16 protein-coding genes are annotated in these 21388 nt (G+C 53.5%); 3 read left to right on the top strand and 13 right to left on the bottom strand.

Annotation, left to right across the window (positions count from 1 at the left end; all coding sequences use genetic code 11):
* Positions 1 to 606: a glutathione transferase GstA gene (gstA, locus tag ACJJI5_RS01670; protein ID WP_445355367.1), complete on the bottom strand. Its 606-nt coding sequence runs from the start codon at positions 604 to 606 to the stop codon at positions 1 to 3.
* Positions 607 to 720: 114 nt separating this feature from the next.
* The gene (locus ACJJI5_RS01665) at positions 721 to 1116 is read right to left on the bottom strand and encodes a DoxX family protein (protein WP_413663848.1); all 396 of its coding nucleotides are present in this window, start codon (positions 1114 to 1116) and stop codon (positions 721 to 723) included.
* Positions 1117 to 1635: 519 nt separating this feature from the next.
* Here ACJJI5_RS01665 and ACJJI5_RS01660 point away from each other — a divergent pair.
* Positions 1636 to 2937 carry a cation:proton antiporter gene (locus tag ACJJI5_RS01660; protein ID WP_282930598.1) on the top strand — a complete coding sequence of 434 codons (1302 nt, stop codon included), beginning with the start codon at positions 1636 to 1638 and terminating at the stop codon, positions 2935 to 2937.
* A 52-nt stretch (positions 2938 to 2989) separates the two neighbouring features.
* Positions 2990 to 4807 carry a monovalent cation:proton antiporter-2 (CPA2) family protein gene (locus tag ACJJI5_RS01655; protein ID WP_445355366.1) on the top strand — a complete coding sequence of 606 codons (1818 nt, stop codon included), beginning with the start codon at positions 2990 to 2992 and terminating at the stop codon, positions 4805 to 4807.
* 14 nt (positions 4808 to 4821) lie between these two features.
* Here the strand turns inward: ACJJI5_RS01655 and ACJJI5_RS01650 are convergent, their stop codons facing one another.
* The 11 genes from ACJJI5_RS01650 to glmU form a co-directional block, all read right to left on the bottom strand.
* On the bottom strand, positions 4822 to 5172 hold the full coding sequence (locus ACJJI5_RS01650; protein ID WP_445355365.1) for an AraC family ligand binding domain-containing protein: 351 nt from the start codon (positions 5170 to 5172) through the stop codon (positions 4822 to 4824).
* A 44-nt stretch (positions 5173 to 5216) separates the two neighbouring features.
* On the bottom strand, positions 5217 to 6836 hold the full coding sequence (locus ACJJI5_RS01645) for a Na+/H+ antiporter (protein WP_413663851.1): 1620 nt from the start codon (positions 6834 to 6836) through the stop codon (positions 5217 to 5219).
* 181 nt (positions 6837 to 7017) lie between these two features.
* Positions 7018 to 7782 carry a class II aldolase/adducin family protein gene (locus tag ACJJI5_RS01640; protein WP_445356294.1) on the bottom strand — a complete coding sequence of 255 codons (765 nt, stop codon included), beginning with the start codon at positions 7780 to 7782 and terminating at the stop codon, positions 7018 to 7020.
* Positions 7783 to 8143: 361 nt separating this feature from the next.
* Positions 8144 to 9160 (bottom strand): zinc-binding alcohol dehydrogenase family protein, encoded by a 1017-nt coding sequence (locus tag ACJJI5_RS01635; protein ID WP_445355364.1) that lies wholly within the window; start codon positions 9158 to 9160, stop codon positions 8144 to 8146.
* Between the two features lie 157 nt (positions 9161 to 9317).
* Positions 9318 to 10196, bottom strand: coding sequence for an alpha/beta fold hydrolase (locus tag ACJJI5_RS01630; protein ID WP_445355363.1), 879 nt, complete (start codon positions 10194 to 10196; stop codon positions 9318 to 9320).
* Between the two features lie 24 nt (positions 10197 to 10220).
* Complete coding sequence (glmS, locus tag ACJJI5_RS01625) at positions 10221 to 12050, bottom strand: glutamine--fructose-6-phosphate transaminase (isomerizing) (RefSeq protein ID WP_413663854.1); 1830 nt, start codon at positions 12048 to 12050, stop codon at positions 10221 to 10223.
* A 2-nt stretch (positions 12051 to 12052) separates the two neighbouring features.
* Positions 12053 to 12877 (bottom strand): DeoR/GlpR family DNA-binding transcription regulator, encoded by an 825-nt coding sequence (locus tag ACJJI5_RS01620; protein WP_445356293.1) that lies wholly within the window; start codon positions 12875 to 12877, stop codon positions 12053 to 12055.
* A 123-nt stretch (positions 12878 to 13000) separates the two neighbouring features.
* A complete protein-coding gene (locus tag ACJJI5_RS01615; RefSeq protein ID WP_445355362.1) occupies positions 13001 to 14218 on the bottom strand; it encodes a dihydrolipoamide acetyltransferase family protein in 1218 nt (405 codons plus the stop codon).
* Positions 14215 to 15210 (bottom strand): alpha-ketoacid dehydrogenase subunit beta, encoded by a 996-nt coding sequence (locus tag ACJJI5_RS01610; RefSeq protein WP_445355361.1) that lies wholly within the window; start codon positions 15208 to 15210, stop codon positions 14215 to 14217. Before ACJJI5_RS01610 ends, ACJJI5_RS01615 begins: the two co-directional genes overlap by 4 nt.
* Positions 15210 to 16301: a pyruvate dehydrogenase (acetyl-transferring) E1 component subunit alpha gene (gene pdhA / locus ACJJI5_RS01605; RefSeq protein ID WP_445355360.1), complete on the bottom strand. Its 1092-nt coding sequence runs from the start codon at positions 16299 to 16301 to the stop codon at positions 15210 to 15212. Before pdhA ends, ACJJI5_RS01610 begins: the two co-directional genes overlap by 1 nt.
* A gap of 125 nt (positions 16302 to 16426) precedes the next feature.
* Entirely contained in the window at positions 16427 to 17788 is a 1362-nt protein-coding gene (gene glmU / locus ACJJI5_RS01600; RefSeq protein ID WP_445355359.1) for a bifunctional UDP-N-acetylglucosamine diphosphorylase/glucosamine-1-phosphate N-acetyltransferase GlmU, read from the bottom strand.
* A gap of 226 nt (positions 17789 to 18014) precedes the next feature.
* On the opposite strand from glmU, the gene ACJJI5_RS01595 reads away from it, so the two are divergent.
* A complete protein-coding gene (locus ACJJI5_RS01595; protein ID WP_445355358.1) occupies positions 18015 to 21368 on the top strand; it encodes an amidohydrolase family protein in 3354 nt (1117 codons plus the stop codon).
* Positions 21369 to 21388: the final 20 nt, after the last annotated feature.

Here is a 21388-nt window from a genome sequence, read left to right as displayed (position 1 = left end):
TTACACCGGCTCTAAACTTTCCTCCTGAAGCGCCCGCTGCACTGCGGGCCTTTCTTCCATTCTATTTTGGAATGCTTGAAGCCGGGGCCACCGGGGCATATCAAACTGCTGATGTTTTAGCCAGCGAGAGAGAACATACAGGTAGGCATCGGCAACCGTGAAACCGTCTCCCATTAAGTAGTCTTTATCAAGCTGCCCTTCGATATAGTCAAACCAGCGGATAAGCCTAACCCGGGAATCCTCCTGTTCTTCTTCTGTACCATGCCAAAACAGTGGTTTGAATAGCTTGTGGACTTCAGCACTGAGGAAGTTGAGCCATTCGAGAAGCCGGTAATGGGCCAGGGTGCCCACTGGTGGCGCCAGTTGCGCGTCGGGCTTTTGCTCCGCTAAAAACTGGACGATTGCCGGGCCTTCTGTCAGCACTTCCCCACCTTCAAGTTGCAGCGCCGGCACATACCCCTTTGGGTTAATCCTTGTAAAATCATCGCCGTTTTCCAGCTCGTGGGTTTTTAGATTGACCTTTTGCAGGCCCAGATTGATCCCTGCTTCACAAGCGACAATATGAGGCGATAGAGAGCAAACACCCGGTGCATAAAAAAGCTTCATGGTAATCCTGTAGAGTCATTACCTATATCCAGGCAGTATAGGCCCGGCTAATTTCTCCCCACTGAAGCTCGACTGAAACTGGCTTGAATTCCTCTCTACAACTGTTGCTGAAATCTACTTACCGCGTATCCAATGATCCAGGCTAAAGCGACCGGCACCGGCACAGGTCAGAATCAGGAAACCACCGGCAATCGTGATATTTTTCATAAAGCTGGTCATTTCTGTTGCATCACCAGGGGACAGGTGTACCAGGAAGGCCGAAGCGAGACAGAACAGGAAAAGGACAAAAGCAGAAATCCGGGTGAATATCCCCAGTAACACCGCGAGCCCTCCCACCAACTCAATAACGATGACCAGGGGCAAAATGAAGCCGGGTATCCCCATGGAAACCATAAAGGCCTCTGTCATTTCGTAGCCGCCAATTTTATTCCAGCCGGCAAATATAAAGATCAGCGACATCAGTACCCGACCGATCAGCTTTGAGGTGTCGCACAACATCGAATGCTTCACTACTACTTCCTCAATTGCGCATTTATGGGTATGGACTATCAACCAGTGTAGACACTGTCGTGAAAATTCATGAGATAGTCGGTAGCTGCCTTTACTCAGGAGGGATAAAAACCACTAGACTGGCGTGATAATCATCCTTTTTATTTTCAATAGTCAGTAGGAATCTACTAATTGGCAGTTAGAAAGTAATGAAGTAATGTTTAAAAAGCTAAGGCATTAATGAATTTTAGTGGGTAGGGGAAGTCGATCCGTTTGAGCGCAAAACTGAAAAATGCAGTTGTGTGGCGCCCTAGAGCCGCTACAATTGCGCGCCCATATAAAAGGGAGTTGGCCGCTTGTGCCTGCGCGGCCCGCCCCGGTGTAATCCTGTTGCCCTAGATCCACTCCAAGGGAAATCGAGCAGCCTCTGCACGACTACAATAACGGCACACTCACCATCATATAAATTGCCGCCGGGGCGCTCCCCAAAATGGCATTAAACCATCCGAGAATATTTCAGCGCTGGAGTCCACACACGGCATGGAAGTTTATTACACCTTTTGTTTTCTTGCCGCCGTATCAGTTTTTCTGGGCTTCTTGAACCAATACGTATTGCGCGCCCAAACCACAATCGCTATTACCGCCGGTGCCCTGGCCCTATCACTATTGGTCACCGCCCTGGGCAAGTTGGGGGTGGTGGAGTTGCGCACCTGGGCAGATCAGCTTCTGCCGCTGCTCAACCTTGAGGATATTCTGCTCAAGGGAATGCTCGGGTTTCTGCTTTTTGCCGGCAGTTTACATATCGATCTGTTGGAACTGCGCAACCAGAAACTGGAGATCGGTCTTCTCGCCATTGTCGGTACCCTCATTTCCACCTTTGTGGTCGGGGCCCTTCTTTACTGGTTCCTGATGCTGATCAATATGCCGGTGGCTTTTGTTTACTGCCTGTTATTTGGTGCATTGATCTCTCCCACCGACCCTATCGCCGTACTGGCAATTATGAAAAACCTGAAGGCCCCGGAGCAGGTTTCCATTCAGGTGGAAGGTGAGTCCCTGTTCAACGATGGCTTCGGTATCGTGATCTTCGCGGTGATTTACGCACTCGCTTTCGAAGGCGGCCAACCCACAGTACCGGCAGTGGCTGAGCTATTCGCCATCGAGGCACTGGGGGGCATATTGCTGGGACTGATCATTGGTGGCGTTTTCCACTGGGCTATTTGTTGTACCAATGATCACAGCCTGGAATTGATGCTGACCATGGTTATTCCCACTGCCGGTTTTTCCCTGGCCAATGTACTCGGGGTCTCCGGCGCCCTGGCAATGGTGGTGAGTGGCATTATTATTGGCAACTTTACCCGAGAGCGCGGCTTTTCCCGGGTGAGCCAACACGAGCTGGATAATTTCTGGAGCATCACCGAGGACTTCCTCAACGGTTTGCTCTTCCTGCTGGTGGGCCTGTTCCTGATTACAATCGACCTGCGCCCTTCCGACTACCTGTTGATGGCAGTGGGCATTGTCATTGTTCTTACCGCCCGGGTTTTCGCTGTCGGCATACCCTTCCTGTATTTAAAAAGTCGCCGCAAGTACCACCCCTATACCAACCGGATTTTGATCTGGGGAGGGCTGAAAGGTGGTCTGGCATTGGCGCTGGCGATGTCGATTCCCGCCGGCAGTGCCTTCGTCCAGGGACAGGACCTTCGCTACCTGTGGGTGGTCATGACCTATGGCGTAGTGCTCTTTTCTATCGTCGTACAGGGCTCTACCATAGCGCCATTGATTCGTCGCAGCCGGGAGTTTTCTGAGCCCGAACGCGACGAGCCCCAGCAACCGACAGCCAAATAGCGATAACGATTAAATGGAACACTCCGGCTTCCTTATTGAGGCAGTAATTTTCATGGCTGCCGCAGTGATTGCGGTACCCATTGCCACCCGCCTGGGCCTGGGCTCAGTCCTCGGTTACTTACTCGCCGGGGTGGCCATAGGCCCAAGTGCCCTGGGCCTGGTCGGCGATGCCAGCGATGAAATGCACGTTGCCGAGTTTGGTGTTGCACTCATGCTGTTCCTGATCGGCCTGGAGCTGCAGCCGAAGAAATTGTGGAAAATGCGCGGTGCTATCCTCGGCACCGGTAGTGCCCAATTACTGTTTTCCGCTGCGGCCATCGCTGGGTTGGTTCTCGCCTTTTCCGAGATGGATTGGCGCTCTTCGGTGGCTATCGGGCTGATCCTGGCACTGTCCTCAACTGCGATCGTATTGCAATCCCTCAGTGAAAAGGGCCTGCTGAAAAGCCAGGGCGGGCGCGCTGCATTTGCGGTACTTTTGTTCCAGGATATCGCTGTTATTCCCATCCTCGCGCTATTGCCACTGCTGGCAGGTACCGCTGCCAGCCCCCATGAAAGTGGCTTGAGTGGTTGGTATTACGCATCGGCAGTTATCGGCACCATGCTGGCTTTTATTTTCGCCGGACGTTACCTCCTCGGTCCCTTACTGCGTCTAATGGCAGGCAGCCAAGTGCGCGAACTGTTTACCGTGAGCGCGCTACTGATCGTATTTGCCGCAGCTGCGGTAATGACCTGGCTGGACCTATCGCCGGCACTGGGTACTTTCCTCGCCGGGGTACTGCTGGCCGAGAGCGAGTTCCGCCATGAGCTGGAAGCGGATATACAGCCTTTTAAGGGCCTGCTGTTGGGCCTCTTCTTTATCGCCGTTGGTGCCAGCCTGAATTTCTCCCTGATCGCGGACAACCCGTTGGTGCTTATCGGATTAGCATTGGCGTTGGTGCTGGTTAAATTTACCGTGCTGTTTGCCCTGGCGCGCACCTTGCGAATGTCAAAGGGCGAGGATTGGTTGTTCGCGCTGTCATTGGCGCAAGCCGGTGAATTCGGTTTTGTACTGGTGGCGTTCTCTACCCAGCTTCAGGTCCTGAGTGCGGACATCGGCAACCTGTTAGTAGCTCAAATTGCTCTGACCATGGCCCTGACACCAGTGCTGCTGCTGATCTACGAACAGTTTATCCAGCCGCGGTTTGTCACCGGCCCAGAGGTTCCCGCCAACATAGATACATCACCGCCTGTGGATTCCGGCTCACCGGTAATCATTATTGGCTACGGGCGCTTTGGGCAGATCGCCGGGCGACTTCTAAATGCCTGCGGTTTCAATACCACTTTGCTCGAACGCAATGCAGAACAGCTGGATCTGGTGCGCCGCTATGGTATCAAGGCTTACTACGGGGATGCCTCGCGAGAGGATCTGCTGCGCGCCGCCGGAGCCCAAAATGCAAAGCTGGTTATCCTGACCTTGAGCGACCAGGCCGCCTGTTTGGAAATTGTGGCCCAGCTGCAAAAACACTTCCCCAATGTGTCCATCCTCGCCCGGGCCCGCAACCGTATGCACCAATATGCTTTGATGGAAGCCGGGGTCCGCTATATCTTCCGCGAGACCGTGGACTCGGCCCTGACCATCGGCGAAAAGGCGCTGGAACTATTGGGACTCAGTCCCATACAGGCGCGCCGCGCCGCCTTGAAATTCAAGCAACACGACCAGCGTATGCTGGAGGCACTTTTCCCCTACTGGCGCGATGAGTCCCAGCATATTGCACAAAGCCGAATCTATCGCGAGCAACTTTTACAGGCGTTACAACAAGACCGCCGCGACAAGGACCTGCATCTGGATCACTACTGGGAAGAAGCCAGGCCCGAGATGGAAAAACAGTAAGCCGCTTATTGGCCCTAGGGGTTGTCATTAAGCACGACAATGGCAGCCCTGCCAGGACTCAGACTCTCGCTGATATGCCCCTTTCCGTGTAAATCATTGGCTAATAAGATATCTCCGGGAGCAAAGATATATTGTTCACCGGAGCTGGTCGTGAGCTTCACCCTGCCTTCAAGATAAAGAATAAACTGCGCCTGCGGGGCACAGTGCCAATCAAAACGCTGCCCCTCGCTAAACTCCCGGAACTGCACCTGCTTGGCGGGATAGGGGATTGAGTAATTACCCAGGGGCTCGCGCTGGGGACTGTCTATTTTTCTTTTCTGAAAAAGGGAAATCCCATTAACTGAACACAGCTCTACAAACTCCATATCAAGTTTTCACCAATTTAAGCGTGTCTATTACAAGAGAAAATTTATTCTTTGTTAATTAAGCTCGCCTCTACCAGATCGACCTCCAAAACCAATTTGCGGTGGAGTTCATCATCAATCTTCCTGGAGACACGCAATTCCAACAGTTGTTCGCGCTCAGCAGAAAGTGCGGCAAGGTGGTAATGACGCTCAACCCTGGAACGCATCCAGATAATATCCTCGCTTTCATCTTCTCCTAGGGTTATGCGCCGCCGATAAATAGCCAAAAGATGATCCACCGCCTCAAAAGCGAGATCGCGATCTTTTTCGCCTCGATCAATATCATGACGCATATTCATTAGCTGATTCACTGCTGCTGTGGCAGCAGATATTCGCGCGCCTTTTTCATCACCGATAGCGGCAAAATTGGGGGCTTCGGGTAAACGGCGCAATAGAACAGGCAATAAAAAACTTGCCAGCAATAAGGAAAGCAAAATAACGCCCATTGCAATAATCAGGGCTAAATCACGGCCGGGCAACGGCTTTCCATCTGTCATAGCGAGGGGAAGGGAAAAGGCTCCCGCCAATGTAATCGCCCCTCTTACCCCGGCGATGGTCAACACGCTAACCAATAAAAAATGGGTACCAAAAGATTCTACTTTCTGCCCAAAACGTGAGAGATATAGGGAGACCCATACCCACACAAATCTCAGGAGAAGTAGTACAACAAATATTGCCAGGACATAAAAAATAATTGTTAAGTCACCAGTGTGGCGCGCGCCGGAGAAATCCGCTCCGGTAATTCGAACCAATTGCTCTCCCAACAAAACAAAAATAATACCGTCAAGAACTGCTTGTACTGTTTTCCATACTGCACGGCGGTCCATCCGTGTAGTCGACATTTCCGCGCCGTGTAAGGTGGTATAGTGAGTCGCAATTCCAGCACTGGCTGCCGCCAAAATACCCGATACCTGTAAAGTATGGGCGGCGATATATGCCGCAAAGGGCACTAATAAGCTCACCAGAACTTGTACAGTAGTGTCCTCACCGCCAATTCTGACCAGCAGACGCAAAATATATCCACAGGCAAATGCCGCTCCAGCACCAATAACCACACCGCCGATAGCGACCCAGAAAAAACCAGCCAGTGCGTGGGGAAATGAAAAGGTCCCGGTGAGGGCAGCAATCACTGCAAAACGGAAAATATCCAATCCCGAGGCATCATTAAACAGGGACTCTCCGGCGAGGATATGCTCCAGCCGTGGTGGCATAGAAGTTCCACCGTGGACCACCGATACCGCCACGGGATCGGTCGGTGCCAAAATTGCCGCTACTGCAAAAGCCACCGCCAGTGGCATGACAGGCACCAACCAGGAAATAAAATATCCCATACCCACAACGGTAAAAAGCACCAAGCCAATAGCCAAGGTAACAATGGCACCGATATCACGAAACAGGGCGCCTTTCGGTATTCGCCAACCGGCAATAAACAATAAGGGCGGAACAAACAGCAGGAAAAAAATTTCTGGCTCGAGGGGTATTTCTATTCCCAAAAAGCTACCCAGTATTGCTCCCGCAGCAATTTGCAATAGAGGCAGTGGAATAGGTAAAGGCAACAGGCGCGCAATAACCAGGGTAATGGCCACAACTAACAACAGCACCAGCGCAATAACCAGATAGTGCATTACTCGCTACAGTTCCCTGTGACGCCTTATTGAAATAGATCTCTCCCTAGTGCTGCTCACTCAATATCAGGAAGTTTATGCGAGAATAGAAAACAGGGAATAAATTCTGAGAAAAAGTACCGGCGCTTTGCGGCGCTCCAAAAAATTACTCTACAAATTTGGCAGAGTTTTTGGAGTTTCTTTACTCAAACATATCCGGCTGTTCTTTTGCAATTACATTGTAGAGAGGCTGAAAGCTAAATAATCCCGCCAGTTCAGTTCCCACAACCGCCCGGGTTCGCATTGCCACCTCTGGATCGATCAAAATAGGCTGCCCAGCTGCTTCCGCCAGTAATTGAGCCTGGCAGCTTTTTTCCATAGTGATATACCACCAGGCAGCTTCATCAACGGATTTACCCACCGTCAGTAAGCCGTGATTCTGCAATATCAGTGCTTTGTGGTTACCCAAGGCTTTAGCAAGGGCCGCACCTTCTCCCATTTCCAATACCACGCCGGAAAAAGTATCCAACAAACCGTGGTCCTGATAAAAGGCACAAGCATCCTGGGTAATGGGATCCAGAAGGCGCCCGAGAGTAGACCAACTTTTCCCATAAAGGGAATGAGCGTGCGCAGCGGCTACCACATCCGGGCGGGTTTTATGGATGTGAGAATGAATAGTAAAGGCTGCGCCATTAAGGTAACCATCCCCCTCAACCACCTCTCCTTGATGATTGACCAGCAACAGTTGTGACACCGTCATCTGTTTAAAGGAAACCCCCATGGGGTTGACCCAAAAATGATCGTCATATTCCGGGTCACGGACAGTGATATGACCGGCTACGCCTTCATCAAAACCAAATTTTCCAAACAGCCGAAAAGCCGCCGTCAGCTTCCTCTTACGCTCTTCACGAACTTGTTCTGGCGGCTGGGTTGGCTCGCCAAGCAACATATTGATGTCGCCATTCATAACAGCAGCATCAATACCGGTTTTTGTTTTATTTTTTTCTGTTGTAGCCACCTAGCGGCCCTCTCATCTTTGGAAAATGCCGAGGCATGGTTATAGCATGACTTTTATTTTCTATGCGAGGATTAATAACTTAATAAAATGGTGACTGCTTAATGCGGAAAAATATAAAAGTGACTTTGATGTCTTTTCTATCAGTTTATTTTCGCGCGGTAGAAATATAAGCAAAAATTTACTGCCAAATAATGAAAAATTAGTATCTTGCACTTAGTTTCTTTTACTGAATAATTAGGACTGTTTACTCAAAGTAAATTCCCACCCAGATGTCATAGATATGACTCTGAGTAGGAGAGAGTTTACTCTATCAAAAACCTTCCAGGACTATCTTTCCTTTTGCAGCCTGGGATTCGATAAGCTGATGTGCTTTTAAAAGGTTATTTGCATTTATTTTCCCAAAATTCTGCCCCATAGTGGTTTTAATTAATCCCTGGTCAATTAATTCCGCAAGTTCATTCAACAGAACATGCTGGGCAACCATATCCTCGGTAGAAAACAGCGCGCGAGTAAACATAAACTCCCAGTGCAGGGACAGACTCTTCTGCTTCAGTGCCATAACATCCAAGGAGGCGGGGTCGTCAATCAAACCAAACTTGCCTTGAGGTCTGATACTTTTGATAATTTCCGTCAAGTGCTCTTCGGTATTAGTGAGGCTAACAACATAGTCGACGCCATCGATACCCTCGCGACTTAACTGTTCGCTAAGAGACTGCCGATGATTGATCACATGGTGGCTTCCAAGCTCTTCAAGCCAGCTTTTGGTTTCGGGGCGGGAGGCAGTACCTATCACAGTCAAATTGGTCAGACAACGGGCCAACTGGACCATAATCGAACCTACGCCACCAGCGGCACCAATGATCAGCAGTGACTTGTTGTTTGCCCCTTTACCCACCGCAACTTGCAGGCGGTCGAATAGCATTTCCCAAGCGGTAATCGCAGTGAGAGGCAGCGCCGCTGCCTCGGCACAGCCAACCGTCTTGGGGGCAGTACCAACGATTCTCTCATCCACCAGCTGGTACTGGGCATTGCTGCCCGAACGGGAGATATCGCCCGCATACCAAACCCTATCGCCAACCTTAAAGAGTCCCGCTTCCGGGCCTACCGCTTTCACTATGCCCACAGCATCCCAGCCAAGTACCTTCCACTGACCGGTATCCGGGCTGGCCCGCTGCCTCACCTTAGTATCTACCGGGTTAACTGAAACGGCCTGTACTTCTACAAGCAGATCCTGGCCGGAGACTTGCGGTATGGGGAGGGTTATATCCTGTAGCGCTTCTTTATCACTGCTTGGCAGAGACTGTTGATAACCGACGGCCTTCATCATCAGTTTTATCCTTTTCCAAATGGGGTAACTAGTGTGAAGGTATCTTAAAAAGGAATATCCACAGGAAAAACTGCCTTCTCGCAGAAGCTGTTTCAATTATTTTTTTAAATTCCAGTAACTATGGATAACTCTATCCACAGTTATCCACAAAGCTGAACTAGGGAACGGGGAAATGGCTATCTGTGGAAAACTTGAGAAGAAATTTACTCACCAAGGCATTAAATTTTTGCGCTGCTTCCAGAAACAGGAAATGGCTTCCTCCTTCCGCCACATCAAAGATCTCAAGCCTGGAACCCGCAACTTGCTGGTGAATCCACTGCTGGCACTCTACTGGGTGTGGACTGGCACGACCGAAAGCCACTAGCGTCGGCTTATCAATCCTGGGGATAAAATCCCGCCAGTCCTTTGTTACGTTATCCACAAAAAGCTTTGCAGCCCAGCGACGGGGACACTGCAGGTTAACCGCAACCAGCTCATCCCGTTGGGTTTTCCCCATTAAAGGCGTGACCATAGACATAAGAATTTGGCGGGTGGCCTCAGCACCTTGTTTTCCAACCAAGTTATCCACAAACTGGAAGAGGCTCTCCGGGGTCAGTATGCCTCCAGCTGCCAATCGCTCCGCTTCACTCCAGGCGGGATCTGCCAGTAGACAGGGGGGTTCATCGATTAGCACTAGTGCACTGACCCTATCCCCACCAAACATTTCCAGGTAGCTCCATATCACCGAGCAGCCGGCGGAGTGGCCGAGTAAATGAAGGGGTTCCTGTTGCAGACTTGAGATCAGCTCTTGCAAGTCCTTGGCGAGGCGGGAAATTCGATAGCCATGATTGGGCTTGTCAGACTGACCATGACCACGCATATCCAGCGCGATCACACGAAACTGATCGCTGAGCCCAGCAAGCTGATGTTTATACAACACCGCCCCCTGGGACCAGCCGTGTAGCATCAATAATATGGGGCCGCTGCCGGCCTCTAGATAACGCAGGGTGACGCTATCAGAGGTAGTAAATTCACACAGCTTTACTCGCTTGTGCATAAACCTTTTGCGGCAGGTAAACGGTTATTCAACCGTGACTGATTTAGCCAGGTTTCTGGGTTGATCCACATCAGTACCTTTCAGCAACGCTACATGGTAACTCAATAGCTGCAGCGGCACGGTGTAGAGAATCGGCGCCAGACTCTCTGGGGAATCTGGAACTTCCACCACGGTAATACCTTCTTCACTGGTAAATCCGGCCTTGGGGCTGGCGAAAACAAACAGTTGCCCACCCCGTGCACGCACTTCCTGCAAATTGGATTTGAGTTTTTCCAGCAGCTCATCATTGGGGGCAACGACAACCACGGGCATATCGCCGTCCACCAGTGCCAGGGGGCCATGCTTCAATTCGCCGGCGGGATAGGCCTCCGCGTGGATATAGGAAATTTCCTTCAGCTTTAGAGCGCCCTCCAGAGCAATGGGGAATTCGACACCACGCCCTAAGAAAAGAGCGTGGTTCTTCTCTGCAAAGGCCTTGCTGGTGTTTTTAACCACCTTATCCAGACCGGTAAAACTCTCCATTAGCTCAGGTAACTGGTGCAAGGCGCTGACCAGCTCACCTTCACGCTCCGCCGACAGGCCATTGACCTTGGCGAGGGCGATACAGAACAGTTGTAAGGCTACCAATTGGGTCGTAAAGGCTTTGGTCGAGGCCACACCAATCTCAGGGCCCGCCTCGGTCATTAGCGATAGCTCAGACTCTCGCACCAATGAGCTGTTGGGCACATTGCAGATGGTCATGGAGGCCAGGTAGCCCAGGTCCTTGCCCTGGCGCAGGGCGGCGAGGGTATCAGCCGTTTCCCCGGATTGGGAAATACTCACAAACAGCGTTCCCGGACGCACCACTTTCTTGCGATAGCGCAGTTCACTGGCCACCTCCACCGAGCAGGGAATACCGGCCCAGTCCTCCAGCCAATAGCGGGCTACCATACCCGCATGGTAACTGGTGCCACAGGCCACTATCTGTACCTGCTCCACCTTGGGCAAAATCTCCTGGGCGCGGGCACCAAGGGCCTGGGCCAACACTGAGCGCTCACCGATACGGCCCGCCAGAGTGGCTGCGACCACCTGGGGCTGCTCGAAAATCTCTTTCTGCATAAAGTGGCGATAGCGCCCTTTATCGGTAGCTTCATGACCGCCGGTCAATTTGTGCACCGGGCGACTGACTTCCTCTCCCAACTTGTCTCGAACTGCGATGCCACCGCGACGCACTTCCGCCACATCGCCCTCTTCGAGGAATATAAAGCGATCAGTCACCTGGCGCAGGGCCATAGGGTCAGAGGCAATAAAGTTCTCTTCAATACCCACTCCCAGGACCAGCGGACTACCAGAGCGGGCACAGGCCAAAACTTCCGGCTCTTCATGACTAACAACCGCGAGGGCGTAGGCACCTTCCAGTATATGCGTGGCTTCAGTCACAGAGTCGACCAGGCTGCGGCCCTCAGAACTTAATGAGTGAATAAGGTGAACCACAACTTCAGTATCGGTTTCAGACTCAAACTCATAACCTTTTCCCTGAAGCTCTGAACGCAATTCCTGATGGTTTTCGATAATGCCGTTGTGAACCAGAGCGATATGGCCTGACAGATGGGGATGGGCATTCTCATCGGAGGGAACACCGTGGGTAGCCCAACGGGTATGGGCAATGCCAATATGGCCCTCGGCGCTCTCCTCACTTAATTTGGCTTCCAAATCTGCGACCTTGCCCAGGCTTTTGCGCAATTGCAGCTGGCCATCTCCACTGCTTAAGCAGACTCCGGCTGAGTCGTAACCGCGATACTCCAAGCGGCGCAGCCCTTCCAGAAGAATCCCCGTCACATTGCGCTGTGCCAGCGCACCTACGATTCCGCACATAATTATTTCCTCATTAACCCGGGAGTCTCGCCGCCCATTAACATTTCAGGCTGAGCGCCTCCGCTCCTATCTTCAGCGGCACAAATGAGCTGGATCCCCAGCTGCTCCAGTTTTTGGCCCACGGCATCCGCCAGGCCATCATCAGTTACCAGGATATCGACCTGCTCCCAGGACAATTCCAGATTGGGAATCCGCTTCCCCACTTTACTGGACTCCGCCAGTACAACCACTTCCCGCGCAACTTCCGCCATTACGCGGGAGAGGCCAATTTGTTCATTAAATGTACAGGTACCGCGTTGCAAATCGATTCCATCGGCACCAATAAAAGCGCGATCGAAGTCGTATCCTCTCAGTACCTGTTCTGCAACCTGCCCCTGGAAGGCCTCAAAGTGTGGGTCCCAGGTGCCTCCGGTCATCAACAGCGTCGGTTCGTTTTCAAGTTCGCGCAGTGCATTGGCCACATGCAGCGAGTTGGTCATCACCACTAGGCCGCGCTTGTTTTCAAGCTCGGGAATCATTGCCGCCGTGGTGCGACCGTAATCGATCACAATTCGATGGTGATCCGGTATCAGTTCAGCAGCGACTCGACCAATGGCCCGCTTGCTCCCTGAGGGCCCTTCTTCATTGACCAACTCCCTCGGCACTGGGATAGCACCACCGTGGCGACGCAGCAACAAGCCGTGATTTTCCATTGCCGTCAGATCCTTTCGAATCGTAACTTCCGAAGTTCCGAACTGCCGCGCCAATTGCTCGACACTGGTCTCTCCTACTTCATTTAGCAAGTGGAGAATGCCGTGGCGGCGCTGTTGAGTGTTGCGTTTGGACATAGGCATACAAGTTTCGTTTCGAAACTAAAAGATAGCAAAACGAAACTAAAGTTCCCACAACTTTTATCAATAACCACTACTCAACTGATTAGATACCGGTATAGGACCCACTCAGACTGTCTGCTAGAGAGACAAAGTTTCCAACATTGTCTGAAGAAAGCGCGCCAACTCTCCACCGGTAACGGCCCGGTGATCGGCACTGATAGAGAGAGGGAGTAGGGGGCGAAGTGCCGGCCATCGATTGACCACCACAACTCCCTGGCACACCCGCCCGGCACCGACAATGGCAACAGTGGGCGGCATGACTACCGGAGTGGCATAACGACCGGCTATGGAGCCGAAGTTGGAGAGAAGTATGCTTGCCCCCTGGAGGTCTCGCTGGGCGATCCCGGTCTCGCGGGCCTGGTGTTTAAAGTCCGCCACCTGCTGGAGCAGATCTTCATCAGTACGCTGGGCAACATCCCTGAGTACCGGCACATAGAGCCCTCGCGGAGAGTCCACTGCCAAGCCAATATTGATACTGCCCTGCGGCGCCAGCTTATCATCCTGATACAGGGCATTGAGGGTAGGTTCCGCCTCACAAGCTTCCTGTACTGCACGAATCAATCGCAGCAGCGCCGGAGCACTACCCCACCAGTTGGAAATATCCGCATCGTCACACAGCGTTATCTGCTTTACCTCATCCCGCGCTCGGCTCATGGACAAACCCATTGCGCGACGTGCAGGCGTCATGACTTCGGACTCAGAATCGAATTGGGGTGCAACGGCTGTAGTTTGTACGGCAGAAGCGCGGGCAGGTGATGGATGCTGCCCCTTCGCCACAGTTTTGGCCTTTGTTCCCGGCCCCGCCGCAGTGCGTACCTGAGCTTCCGTTACCAGTGCACCCGCTGGTGATATTAACTGTAAATCTACCCCCAAACGCCTGGCCAGGGCCCGTACTCTCGGAGTGGCCAGTCGCTTCAAGCCCACCTCCGGCCCCCGCTCAGCCCCCAACACACCTTGCCCTTGCTCTATTTTTCCCACCACCGTGCCGCTGTCGGCCCGAGGACTAGTCTCTTGTTCCGATTCTTCAGCTTTAGTGGGCGGGCTTTCAACTGCGACTTCTCCCTCGGCCATAAATCCCACCAGGGGATCGCCAACATTCACAGTCTCATCCACTGCCGCAAATAGCTTCTCAATAGTGCCGCCCCAAGGAGCCGGCACTTCCACCAAGGCCTTAGCGGTTTCCACTGTCACCAGAGTTTCATGGGCGGCTATGGTGTCTCCCTCTTTGACATGCCACTCCCGCACTACCGCATCGGGGAGACCTTCGCCGAGATCCGGAAGGGTAAAAGTCTTCATTGTGGCCCTCCGTTGGCGTAGTCCAGCACTTCCTGTACGGCCGACAAAATACGCGGCACTCCGGGTAGATACTCATCCTCCAGTTGATAGTAGGGCATCACCGTATCGAAACCGGTCACCCGCTGTACCGGTGCCTTTAAAAGATCGAAGGCATACTCATTTATCTGTGCGATCACCTCGGCACCCAGGCCACAAAACCTGGCCGCCTCGTGCACAACGACACAGCACCCGGTTTTCTCCAGGGAGTCTATTACCGTGTGGATATCCAGGGGTTTCAGGGTGGCCGGGTCGATAACCTCAGCCTCTACCCCTTCCTCTGCGAGCTGCTCTGCGGCTTGCAGGGTCTCTTTGAGGGAGGCGCCCCAAGCGACAAGCGTAATATCGCGACCCTCCCGCAACACAAAGGCGCGATCCAGTGGCAGAGCCTCGCCAGTGTCGGGTACTTCCTGGCGAACGGCTCGGTAAATACGTTTGGGTTCCAGGAAAATTACCGGGTCCGGGTCTCTAATTGCCGCCAATAGTAAACCGTAAGCCCGTGCAGGAGAGGAGGGCACCACCAGGCGCAGACCTGGAATATGGGCGAACAGGGCCTCGGTGCTCTCGGAGTGATGCTCCGGTGCATGGATTCCACCTCCATAGGGGGCCCGGTAGACAATCGGACAGGAGAGACGGCCGCGGGTGCGATTGCGATAGCGCGAGGCGTGGCTAAGGATCTGATCGAGACCGGGATAGATAAAACCCATAAACTGGAATTCAGCCACCGGTCGCAGGCCCTGCACCGCCATACCGACAGCCATTCCGGCAATCATGGTCTCGGCCAAGGGGGTATCCATCACCCGGTCCCGGCCAAACCTGGCCTGCAACCCCTCGGTAGAGCGGAATACGCCACCGTTCAGACCAACATCTTCACCAAATAGAACCACCATCGGGTCTGCTTGCATCTCGTAAGCCAGAGCCTGGGTGACAGCCTCGACCAAAGTTATCTCAGCCATTAGCTATCTCCCTGCAACTGTTGATACTGCTCCAGAAAAGGCTCCGGCAACTTTGCATAGAGGTGGTCGAATATTGCTGTGGCGGCATCTCTGGGGGTTTCCCGGTAGATGTGGACCGCTCTCTCCAGCTTCTGGGTCAGCTCCCGTTGCAGCTCTTCTTCCTGCGCATCATCCCAGGCACCGCAGTTTTCCAGGTAGGATCGCAGGCGCTGCAGAGGCTCTCGGGACCAGGCTTCACTGACATCTTTTTTGGGCTGGTAGCGACTGGCATCATCGGCGGTGGTGTGGTCACACAGGCGATAGCTGATCGCTTCGATCAGAGCTGGGCCAGCACCACTGCGCGCCCGCTCCACGGCATCACCCACCGCCTCACGAACGGCAATCACATCGTTGCCGTCTACCTGCAAGCCGGGTATGCCGGCGGCAATAGCCTTCTGTGCCAGAGTCTTACAGGCCGTTTGCTCATCTCGCGGTAGGGAAATGGCCCATTGATTGTTGTTGATCACTATCACTAAAGGCAGGTACCAGTCCCCAGCCAGGTTTATCGCCTCGTAAAAGTCTCCCCGCGAAGTAGATCCATCGCCCCCGGTCGAGACAGCGACGCGCATGGGTTCACCGAAATGCTCATGTTTATATTTCAGAGCAAAGGCTACACCGGCACCGTGCAACATCTGGGTGGCTATAGGCACACTCAAGGGCAAATCTTCGCGGCTATGGCGAAAGTTCTGCCCCCGTTCATCGCCCCCCCAGATCGCGTAGATCTCTTCGATAGTGACGCCCCGCTCCAAAAGAGCAGCGGTCTCCCGGTAATTGGGGCAATAGATATCCTCTTTGGCCATGGCGGCTGCGAGACCAACACCAATAGCTTCCTGGCCGAGGCTTGAGGGATAGGTACCAAGTTGACCTGTACGCTGCATTTTTACCGCGCGATCATCCACCATACGAGCCAACGTCATCTGGCGGTAGTAAGCAATCAGGGTATCCGGGGTGGCAAATTCCGGTAGGGCTTGGGTCGTCTGTCCCTGTTCATCCAAATATTGCAGCGAAGCAATATCAAAACTGGCAAGCAGCTGTAATCTGGGCTTGTGCATCGGGCCATTCCTTTTGTTCCCGAAGCGCAAGTTTAATGGATAGGGTGGCTATCAACAGGCGTGGAGAGGGAAGGCCCGCCGGAATTATAGTTTCCGAGGGGCAACCCAATTACGGTAAGGGTTATTTAGCTTTTCTTGCTCGGACGTTGCCAGCCGGTAATATTGCGCTGCTTGCTGCGCGCTACCGCCAACTCTTCGCTCCCCACAGCCTGGGTAATGGTGGAGCCAGCACCCACTGTGGCTCCGGCGCCCACAGTTACCGGGGCTACCAGAGCCGTGTTAGAGCCAATGAAAGCTTTATCGCCGATCTCGGTCAGGGACTTGTTCACACCGTCGTAATTACAGGTAATAGTGCCAGCACCGATATTGACCGCTTCGCCCACTAGGGCATCACCGACATAAGAGAGATGATTAACCTTACTGCCCTCACCAATTTTGGCTTTTTTGGTTTCGACAAAGTTACCCACCTTGGCACCGGTGGCCAGCTCTGTGCCCGGACGCAAACGTGCAAAGGGACCAATAGTGCAAGCCTCACCAATCTCAGCGCCTTCGATAATGGAATTGGCCTCTACCTTGGTGCCATCTGCCAGGCGACAGTTTTTTAGCAGGCAATTAGGTCCAATTTGTACCCCCTTACCCAGTGAAACTGTCCCTTCGAAAATGCAATTGATATCAATAGAGACATCGGTATCGCACTCCAGGCTGCCGCGAACATCTATACGCATGGGGTCCAATAAAGTCACCCCCGCATTCATAAGACTGGTCGCATGGTTATGCTGCAAAGCGCGTTCCATCTGAGCCTGCTGCGCACGGCTATTTACTCCCGCCACTTCCAGTGGATCACTGGCAATTACTCCCGTTACAGGAATACCCTCACTGACCGAACGACCGATAATATCGGTCAGGTAGTACTCACCTTGAGCATTGTCACAGGACAACTCCGGTAACCAGCGAGCCAACAGTGCTCCAGGAGTTGCCAAAATGCCGGTATTGACCTCACGGATAGCCAGGGTATCCGCATCGGCATCCTTTTCCTCCACGATCGACTGCACACAGCCGCTGTTATCCCTCACAATGCGCCCGTAACCGGCAGGATTGGCCATTTCAACTGACAACAGGGCAGGTCCGTGATCCGCTGCCGATAGCAGTGATTGCAAACTGCCGGCCCTGACCAGAGGCACATCGCCATAGAGCACCAAAACGGTGGCTCCCTCGCGGAAATAGGGCACAGCCTGGGCCACGGCATGCCCGGTACCCAATTGTTGCTCCTGCTCCACAAACCTGACACCACGATCAGCAAAGCGATCACGTATCAGATCTGCGCCATGTCCGATGACCACGGTAATCTGCACCTCTCCCAGCAACATGGCGGTATCAATTACCCTCTCGAGCATGGGAACACCGCCGATAGGATGCAGCACTTTAGGCAGGTCAGAGTGCATACGAGTGCCTTTTCCGGCGGCCAAAATCACAACGTCGATAGTCATAAAAGGTGGATATTCCAATCATCTACAAAATTTGAGTGCATTGTGGCCACTAGACCCGGTTTACTCAAGCGAACAACAGTTCGCCCCGAGGCCCAGGTATTCAACGTATTAAGATTGCCGCGCCGCTTTGATCCCGGTAATTTACCCCCTGTGAAATCAACCGGTTACTCACCCTAACAAAACAAATATAGCCGCCAAACACAGAATCAGGCGGAGGGATATTTCAATGAACACCACCAAGCAGAACAAGCCGCGCCGCCATTTGTTGGCTCTGGCTGTCCTGGCACTGACCCTGCCGATGGGGGCTGTGGCAGAAGCCGAGAGCGCTCTCGAAGCTACTAAAGAAAAGAAAGTAGAAAAGACGGATGCCCAATCCTGGGATATCAACAAGCCACCCTACGAATTCAAACCGATCCAGTTGGACACCCGCGAGACCACCTGGAGCAACCTGGATATCAGCCCAGATGGCAAAACCATCCTGTTCGATATGCTCGGCGATATCTACACAGTGCCGGTAGCAGGCGGCGAGGCGGTAGCCCTGACCAATGAAATCGCCTGGAATATGCAGCCGCGCTTCAGCCCGGATGGCAAGACCATCGTATTTATCAGCGACCGTGACGGCGCCGACAACATCTGGTTGATGGATCGCAATGGCGACAACCTTCGCCAGCTCACGACAGAGAAGGAAAACTTGCTGCACTCGCCCAACTGGAGTCCCGATGGCCAGTACCTGGTAGCGCGTAAAGGCTTTATGTCTGGCCGCAGTATTGCCGCCGGTGAAATCTGGATGTACCACTACGGTGGGGGTGAAGGTCGCCAACTGAAAGAGCGCATCGGTGGCGATATCGCCCAGAAAAATATTGCCGATCCGGCCTTCTCCCCAGATGGGCGCTATGTCTATTATTCCATCGACACCACCCCCGGCACCGTGTGGAAGTACAACAAAAACTCCACCCAGGAAATTTTTGCCATCAACCGCTATGACCTCCAGGATGGTGAAGAGGAGACCTTTGTCTCCGGTCCCGGTGGCGCAGTAGCACCTGTACCCTCCCCGGATGGCATTAAACTGGCCTTTATTCGCCGCCAGGACAACCAGACCTCCCTGTTCCTGAAAGATTTGGATACAGGACTGGAAACACCGGTTTACTCCGGCCTCGAACGCGACCTGCAGGAAATCTTTGGCCCTCATGGCAACTACGTTCAATACGACTGGATGCCCGATGGCGAGTCATTGGTCGTTTGGACTGGCGGTAAATTCCTGCGCATCTCCATCAACGGCGACAGCGTCGCACCGATTGCGGCCCATGTGAAAGTTGAGAAACAGGTAGCGGATGCGGTGCGCTTCCCGGTAGACGTAGCGCCGGAAACCTTCGATGTGAAGATGATTCGCTGGGCGCAGAAATCCCCCAACGGCAAACAGGTCGCTTTCCAGGCATTGGGCAAGATTTATATTCAGGATGTCGCCAGTGGTGAGCGCCGTCGTCTGACCCGCCAGGACGACCACTTTGAATTCTATCCCAGCTGGTCCCGCGATGGTCGCGAGATCACCTATGTCTCTTGGGATGACCAAAACCTGGGCCATGTGAGGGTAGTTTCCGCTCGCAACGGTCGCGGTAAAAACATCACCAAGCAGCCGGGCTTGTACGTTGAACCAAGCTTTTCTCCAAGCGGTGACGCAGTGGCCTACCGTCGCTTTACCGGTGGCTATCTACTCAGCCCTGAGTACTCCCTGGAACCGGGCATTTACCTGGCAGACGCCGACGGCGACTGGCAACGCCGGGTCGTAAAGTCCGGCTATGAGCCTCATTTCGGCGCCAGCGAGGATCGTATCTACTTCTCCGAGTACCAAAACGCTGACGGCGGCAAGCGCGTGCTGAAGAGCACCAACCTGGAAGGCAAGGATGAGCGCGAGCACCTGCACGGCGCTGAGATTACTTCCTTCCGCCTGTCTCCGGACGGCAAGTGGGTTGCCTTCACCCAGGACTTCAAAGCCTTTGTCGCGCCCTTTATGCATACCGGCAAATCCGAGGTTATCGGCCCCGATAGCAAAGCGGTCAAAGTCACCCAGGTATCCAAGCGCGCCGGTGAAAACCTGCATTGGTCTGCCGATAGCGACACTTTGGGCTGGGCACACGGCCCCAAACTGTTCGAGCGTGAACTGAAGGACGCCTTCGAATTTGTCGCCGGCGCTCCGGAGGAACTGCCAGAGCCAGTTTCTGAAGGCATCGACCTGAGCTTTGAACAGTCCTTCGACAATCGCGCAGGCCTCGTTGCCCTCACCGGCGGCAAGGTTGTCACTATGCGCGATGCGGAAAACACCCGTGAAATTATCGACAATGGTGTGGTTCTGTTCCGGGGCAACCGCATTGTCGCCGTGGGACCCGCAGAGGAAGTGGAGATTCCCACCGAAGCGAAGCGTATCGATATCACCGGCAAAACCGTTTTACCGGGGCTTATTGACGCTCATGCCCACGGTGCTCAGGGTCGCGAGGAAATTATCCCGCAGCAGAACTGGAACCTGTTCTCCAGCCTGGCATTTGGAGTGACTACTATTCACGACCCCTCCAATGACAGCAGCGAGATCTTCTCCGCCGCTGAAATGCAAAAGGCCGGCCTGATTACTGGGCCGCGTATTTTCTCCACCGGCACCATCCTCTATGGCGCCAAAGGTCCAGGCTACAAAGCCAAGATCAACTCCCTGGAGGACGCTCAGTTCCACGTGAACCGTCTCAAGGAAATGGGCGCCATCTCGGTGAAGAGCTACAACCAGCCCCGCCGCGACCAGCGCCAGCAAGTGCTGCAGGCAGCCCGCGAAGCCGGCATTATGGTAGTGCCCGAGGGCGGCGGTAAGTACCAGCACAATATGAACATGATTGTGGACGGGCACACCGGTATCGAGCACTCACTGCCGATCGCCAATGTCTACGGCGATGTGGAGCAGCTGTGGAGCCAAACCCAAGTGGGTTATACACCGACCTTCGTCGTGGCCTACGGCGGTCTCTGGGGTGAGGAGTACTGGTATGACCGCACCGAGGTATGGAAGAACGAGCGCCTGACCCGCTTTACCCCCGATTTTATCGTTAACCCCCGCTCTATCCGTCGCCCCACTGCGCCGGATGCCCACTACAACCACTTTAATGTGGCCCGTCAGGCCAAGCAGCTGCGCGACGAAGGTGTCACCGTACATATCGGCGCCCACGGCCAGCGCGAAGGACTTGGAGCCCACTGGGAGATGTGGATGATGGAGCAGGGCGGTTTTACTCCTTGGGAAGCCTTCCGTGCCGGTACTATCGATGGTGCCCGCTACTTGGGTATGGACGGTGATATCGGCAGCATTGAAGCTGGTAAGCTGGCTGACCTGATCGTGGTTGACGGCAACCCCTTGGATAACCTGCGCCTGTCAGAGAACATTACCTACACGGTAATTAATGGCCGTGTGTTTGAGGCGGAAACCATGAACGAAGTAGGGGCTGGCGAACGCTTGGCATTCTTCCACGAACGCCTGCCTATCAGTGCTATGCCCGCTCCTACGGCAGAAGCGGTACAGGAGAAGATGGAACGCCACCACTGGGTACACTAACCTCAGGCACAAACTGAGAT

This window comes from Microbulbifer maximicatervae (SeqCode), assembly GCF_052467955.1.
Note: the sequence above shows the minus strand (reverse complement) of the source record. Positions and strands in the feature narration are given on the sequence as shown.

Excerpts from the sequence above, each read along its gene's own strand:
- gstA (WP_445355367.1), bottom strand. The coding sequence starts at position 606 with ATGAAGCTTTTTTATGCACCGGGTGTTTGCTCTCTATCGCCTCATATT.
- ACJJI5_RS01660 (WP_282930598.1), top strand. The coding sequence starts at position 1,636 with ATGGAAGTTTATTACACCTTTTGTTTTCTTGCCGCCGTATCAGTTTTT.
- ACJJI5_RS01655 (WP_445355366.1), top strand. The coding sequence starts at position 2,990 with ATGGCTGCCGCAGTGATTGCGGTACCCATTGCCACCCGCCTGGGCCTG.
- ACJJI5_RS01650 (WP_445355365.1), bottom strand. The coding sequence starts at position 5,172 with ATGGAGTTTGTAGAGCTGTGTTCAGTTAATGGGATTTCCCTTTTTCAG.
- ACJJI5_RS01645 (WP_413663851.1), bottom strand. The coding sequence starts at position 6,836 with ATGCACTATCTGGTTATTGCGCTGGTGCTGTTGTTAGTTGTGGCCATT.
- ACJJI5_RS01640 (WP_445356294.1), bottom strand. The coding sequence starts at position 7,782 with ATGAATGGCGACATCAATATGTTGCTTGGCGAGCCAACCCAGCCGCCA.
- ACJJI5_RS01635 (WP_445355364.1), bottom strand. The coding sequence starts at position 9,160 with ATGATGAAGGCCGTCGGTTATCAACAGTCTCTGCCAAGCAGTGATAAA.
- ACJJI5_RS01630 (WP_445355363.1), bottom strand. The coding sequence starts at position 10,196 with ATGCACAAGCGAGTAAAGCTGTGTGAATTTACTACCTCTGATAGCGTC.
- glmS (WP_413663854.1), bottom strand. The coding sequence starts at position 12,050 with ATGTGCGGAATCGTAGGTGCGCTGGCACAGCGCAATGTGACGGGGATT.
- ACJJI5_RS01620 (WP_445356293.1), bottom strand. The coding sequence starts at position 12,877 with ATGTCCAAACGCAACACTCAACAGCGCCGCCACGGCATTCTCCACTTG.
- ACJJI5_RS01615 (WP_445355362.1), bottom strand. The coding sequence starts at position 14,218 with ATGAAGACTTTTACCCTTCCGGATCTCGGCGAAGGTCTCCCCGATGCG.
- ACJJI5_RS01610 (WP_445355361.1), bottom strand. The coding sequence starts at position 15,210 with ATGGCTGAGATAACTTTGGTCGAGGCTGTCACCCAGGCTCTGGCTTAC.
- pdhA (WP_445355360.1), bottom strand. The coding sequence starts at position 16,301 with ATGCACAAGCCCAGATTACAGCTGCTTGCCAGTTTTGATATTGCTTCG.
- glmU (WP_445355359.1), bottom strand. The coding sequence starts at position 17,788 with ATGACTATCGACGTTGTGATTTTGGCCGCCGGAAAAGGCACTCGTATG.
- ACJJI5_RS01595 (WP_445355358.1), top strand. The coding sequence starts at position 18,015 with ATGAACACCACCAAGCAGAACAAGCCGCGCCGCCATTTGTTGGCTCTG.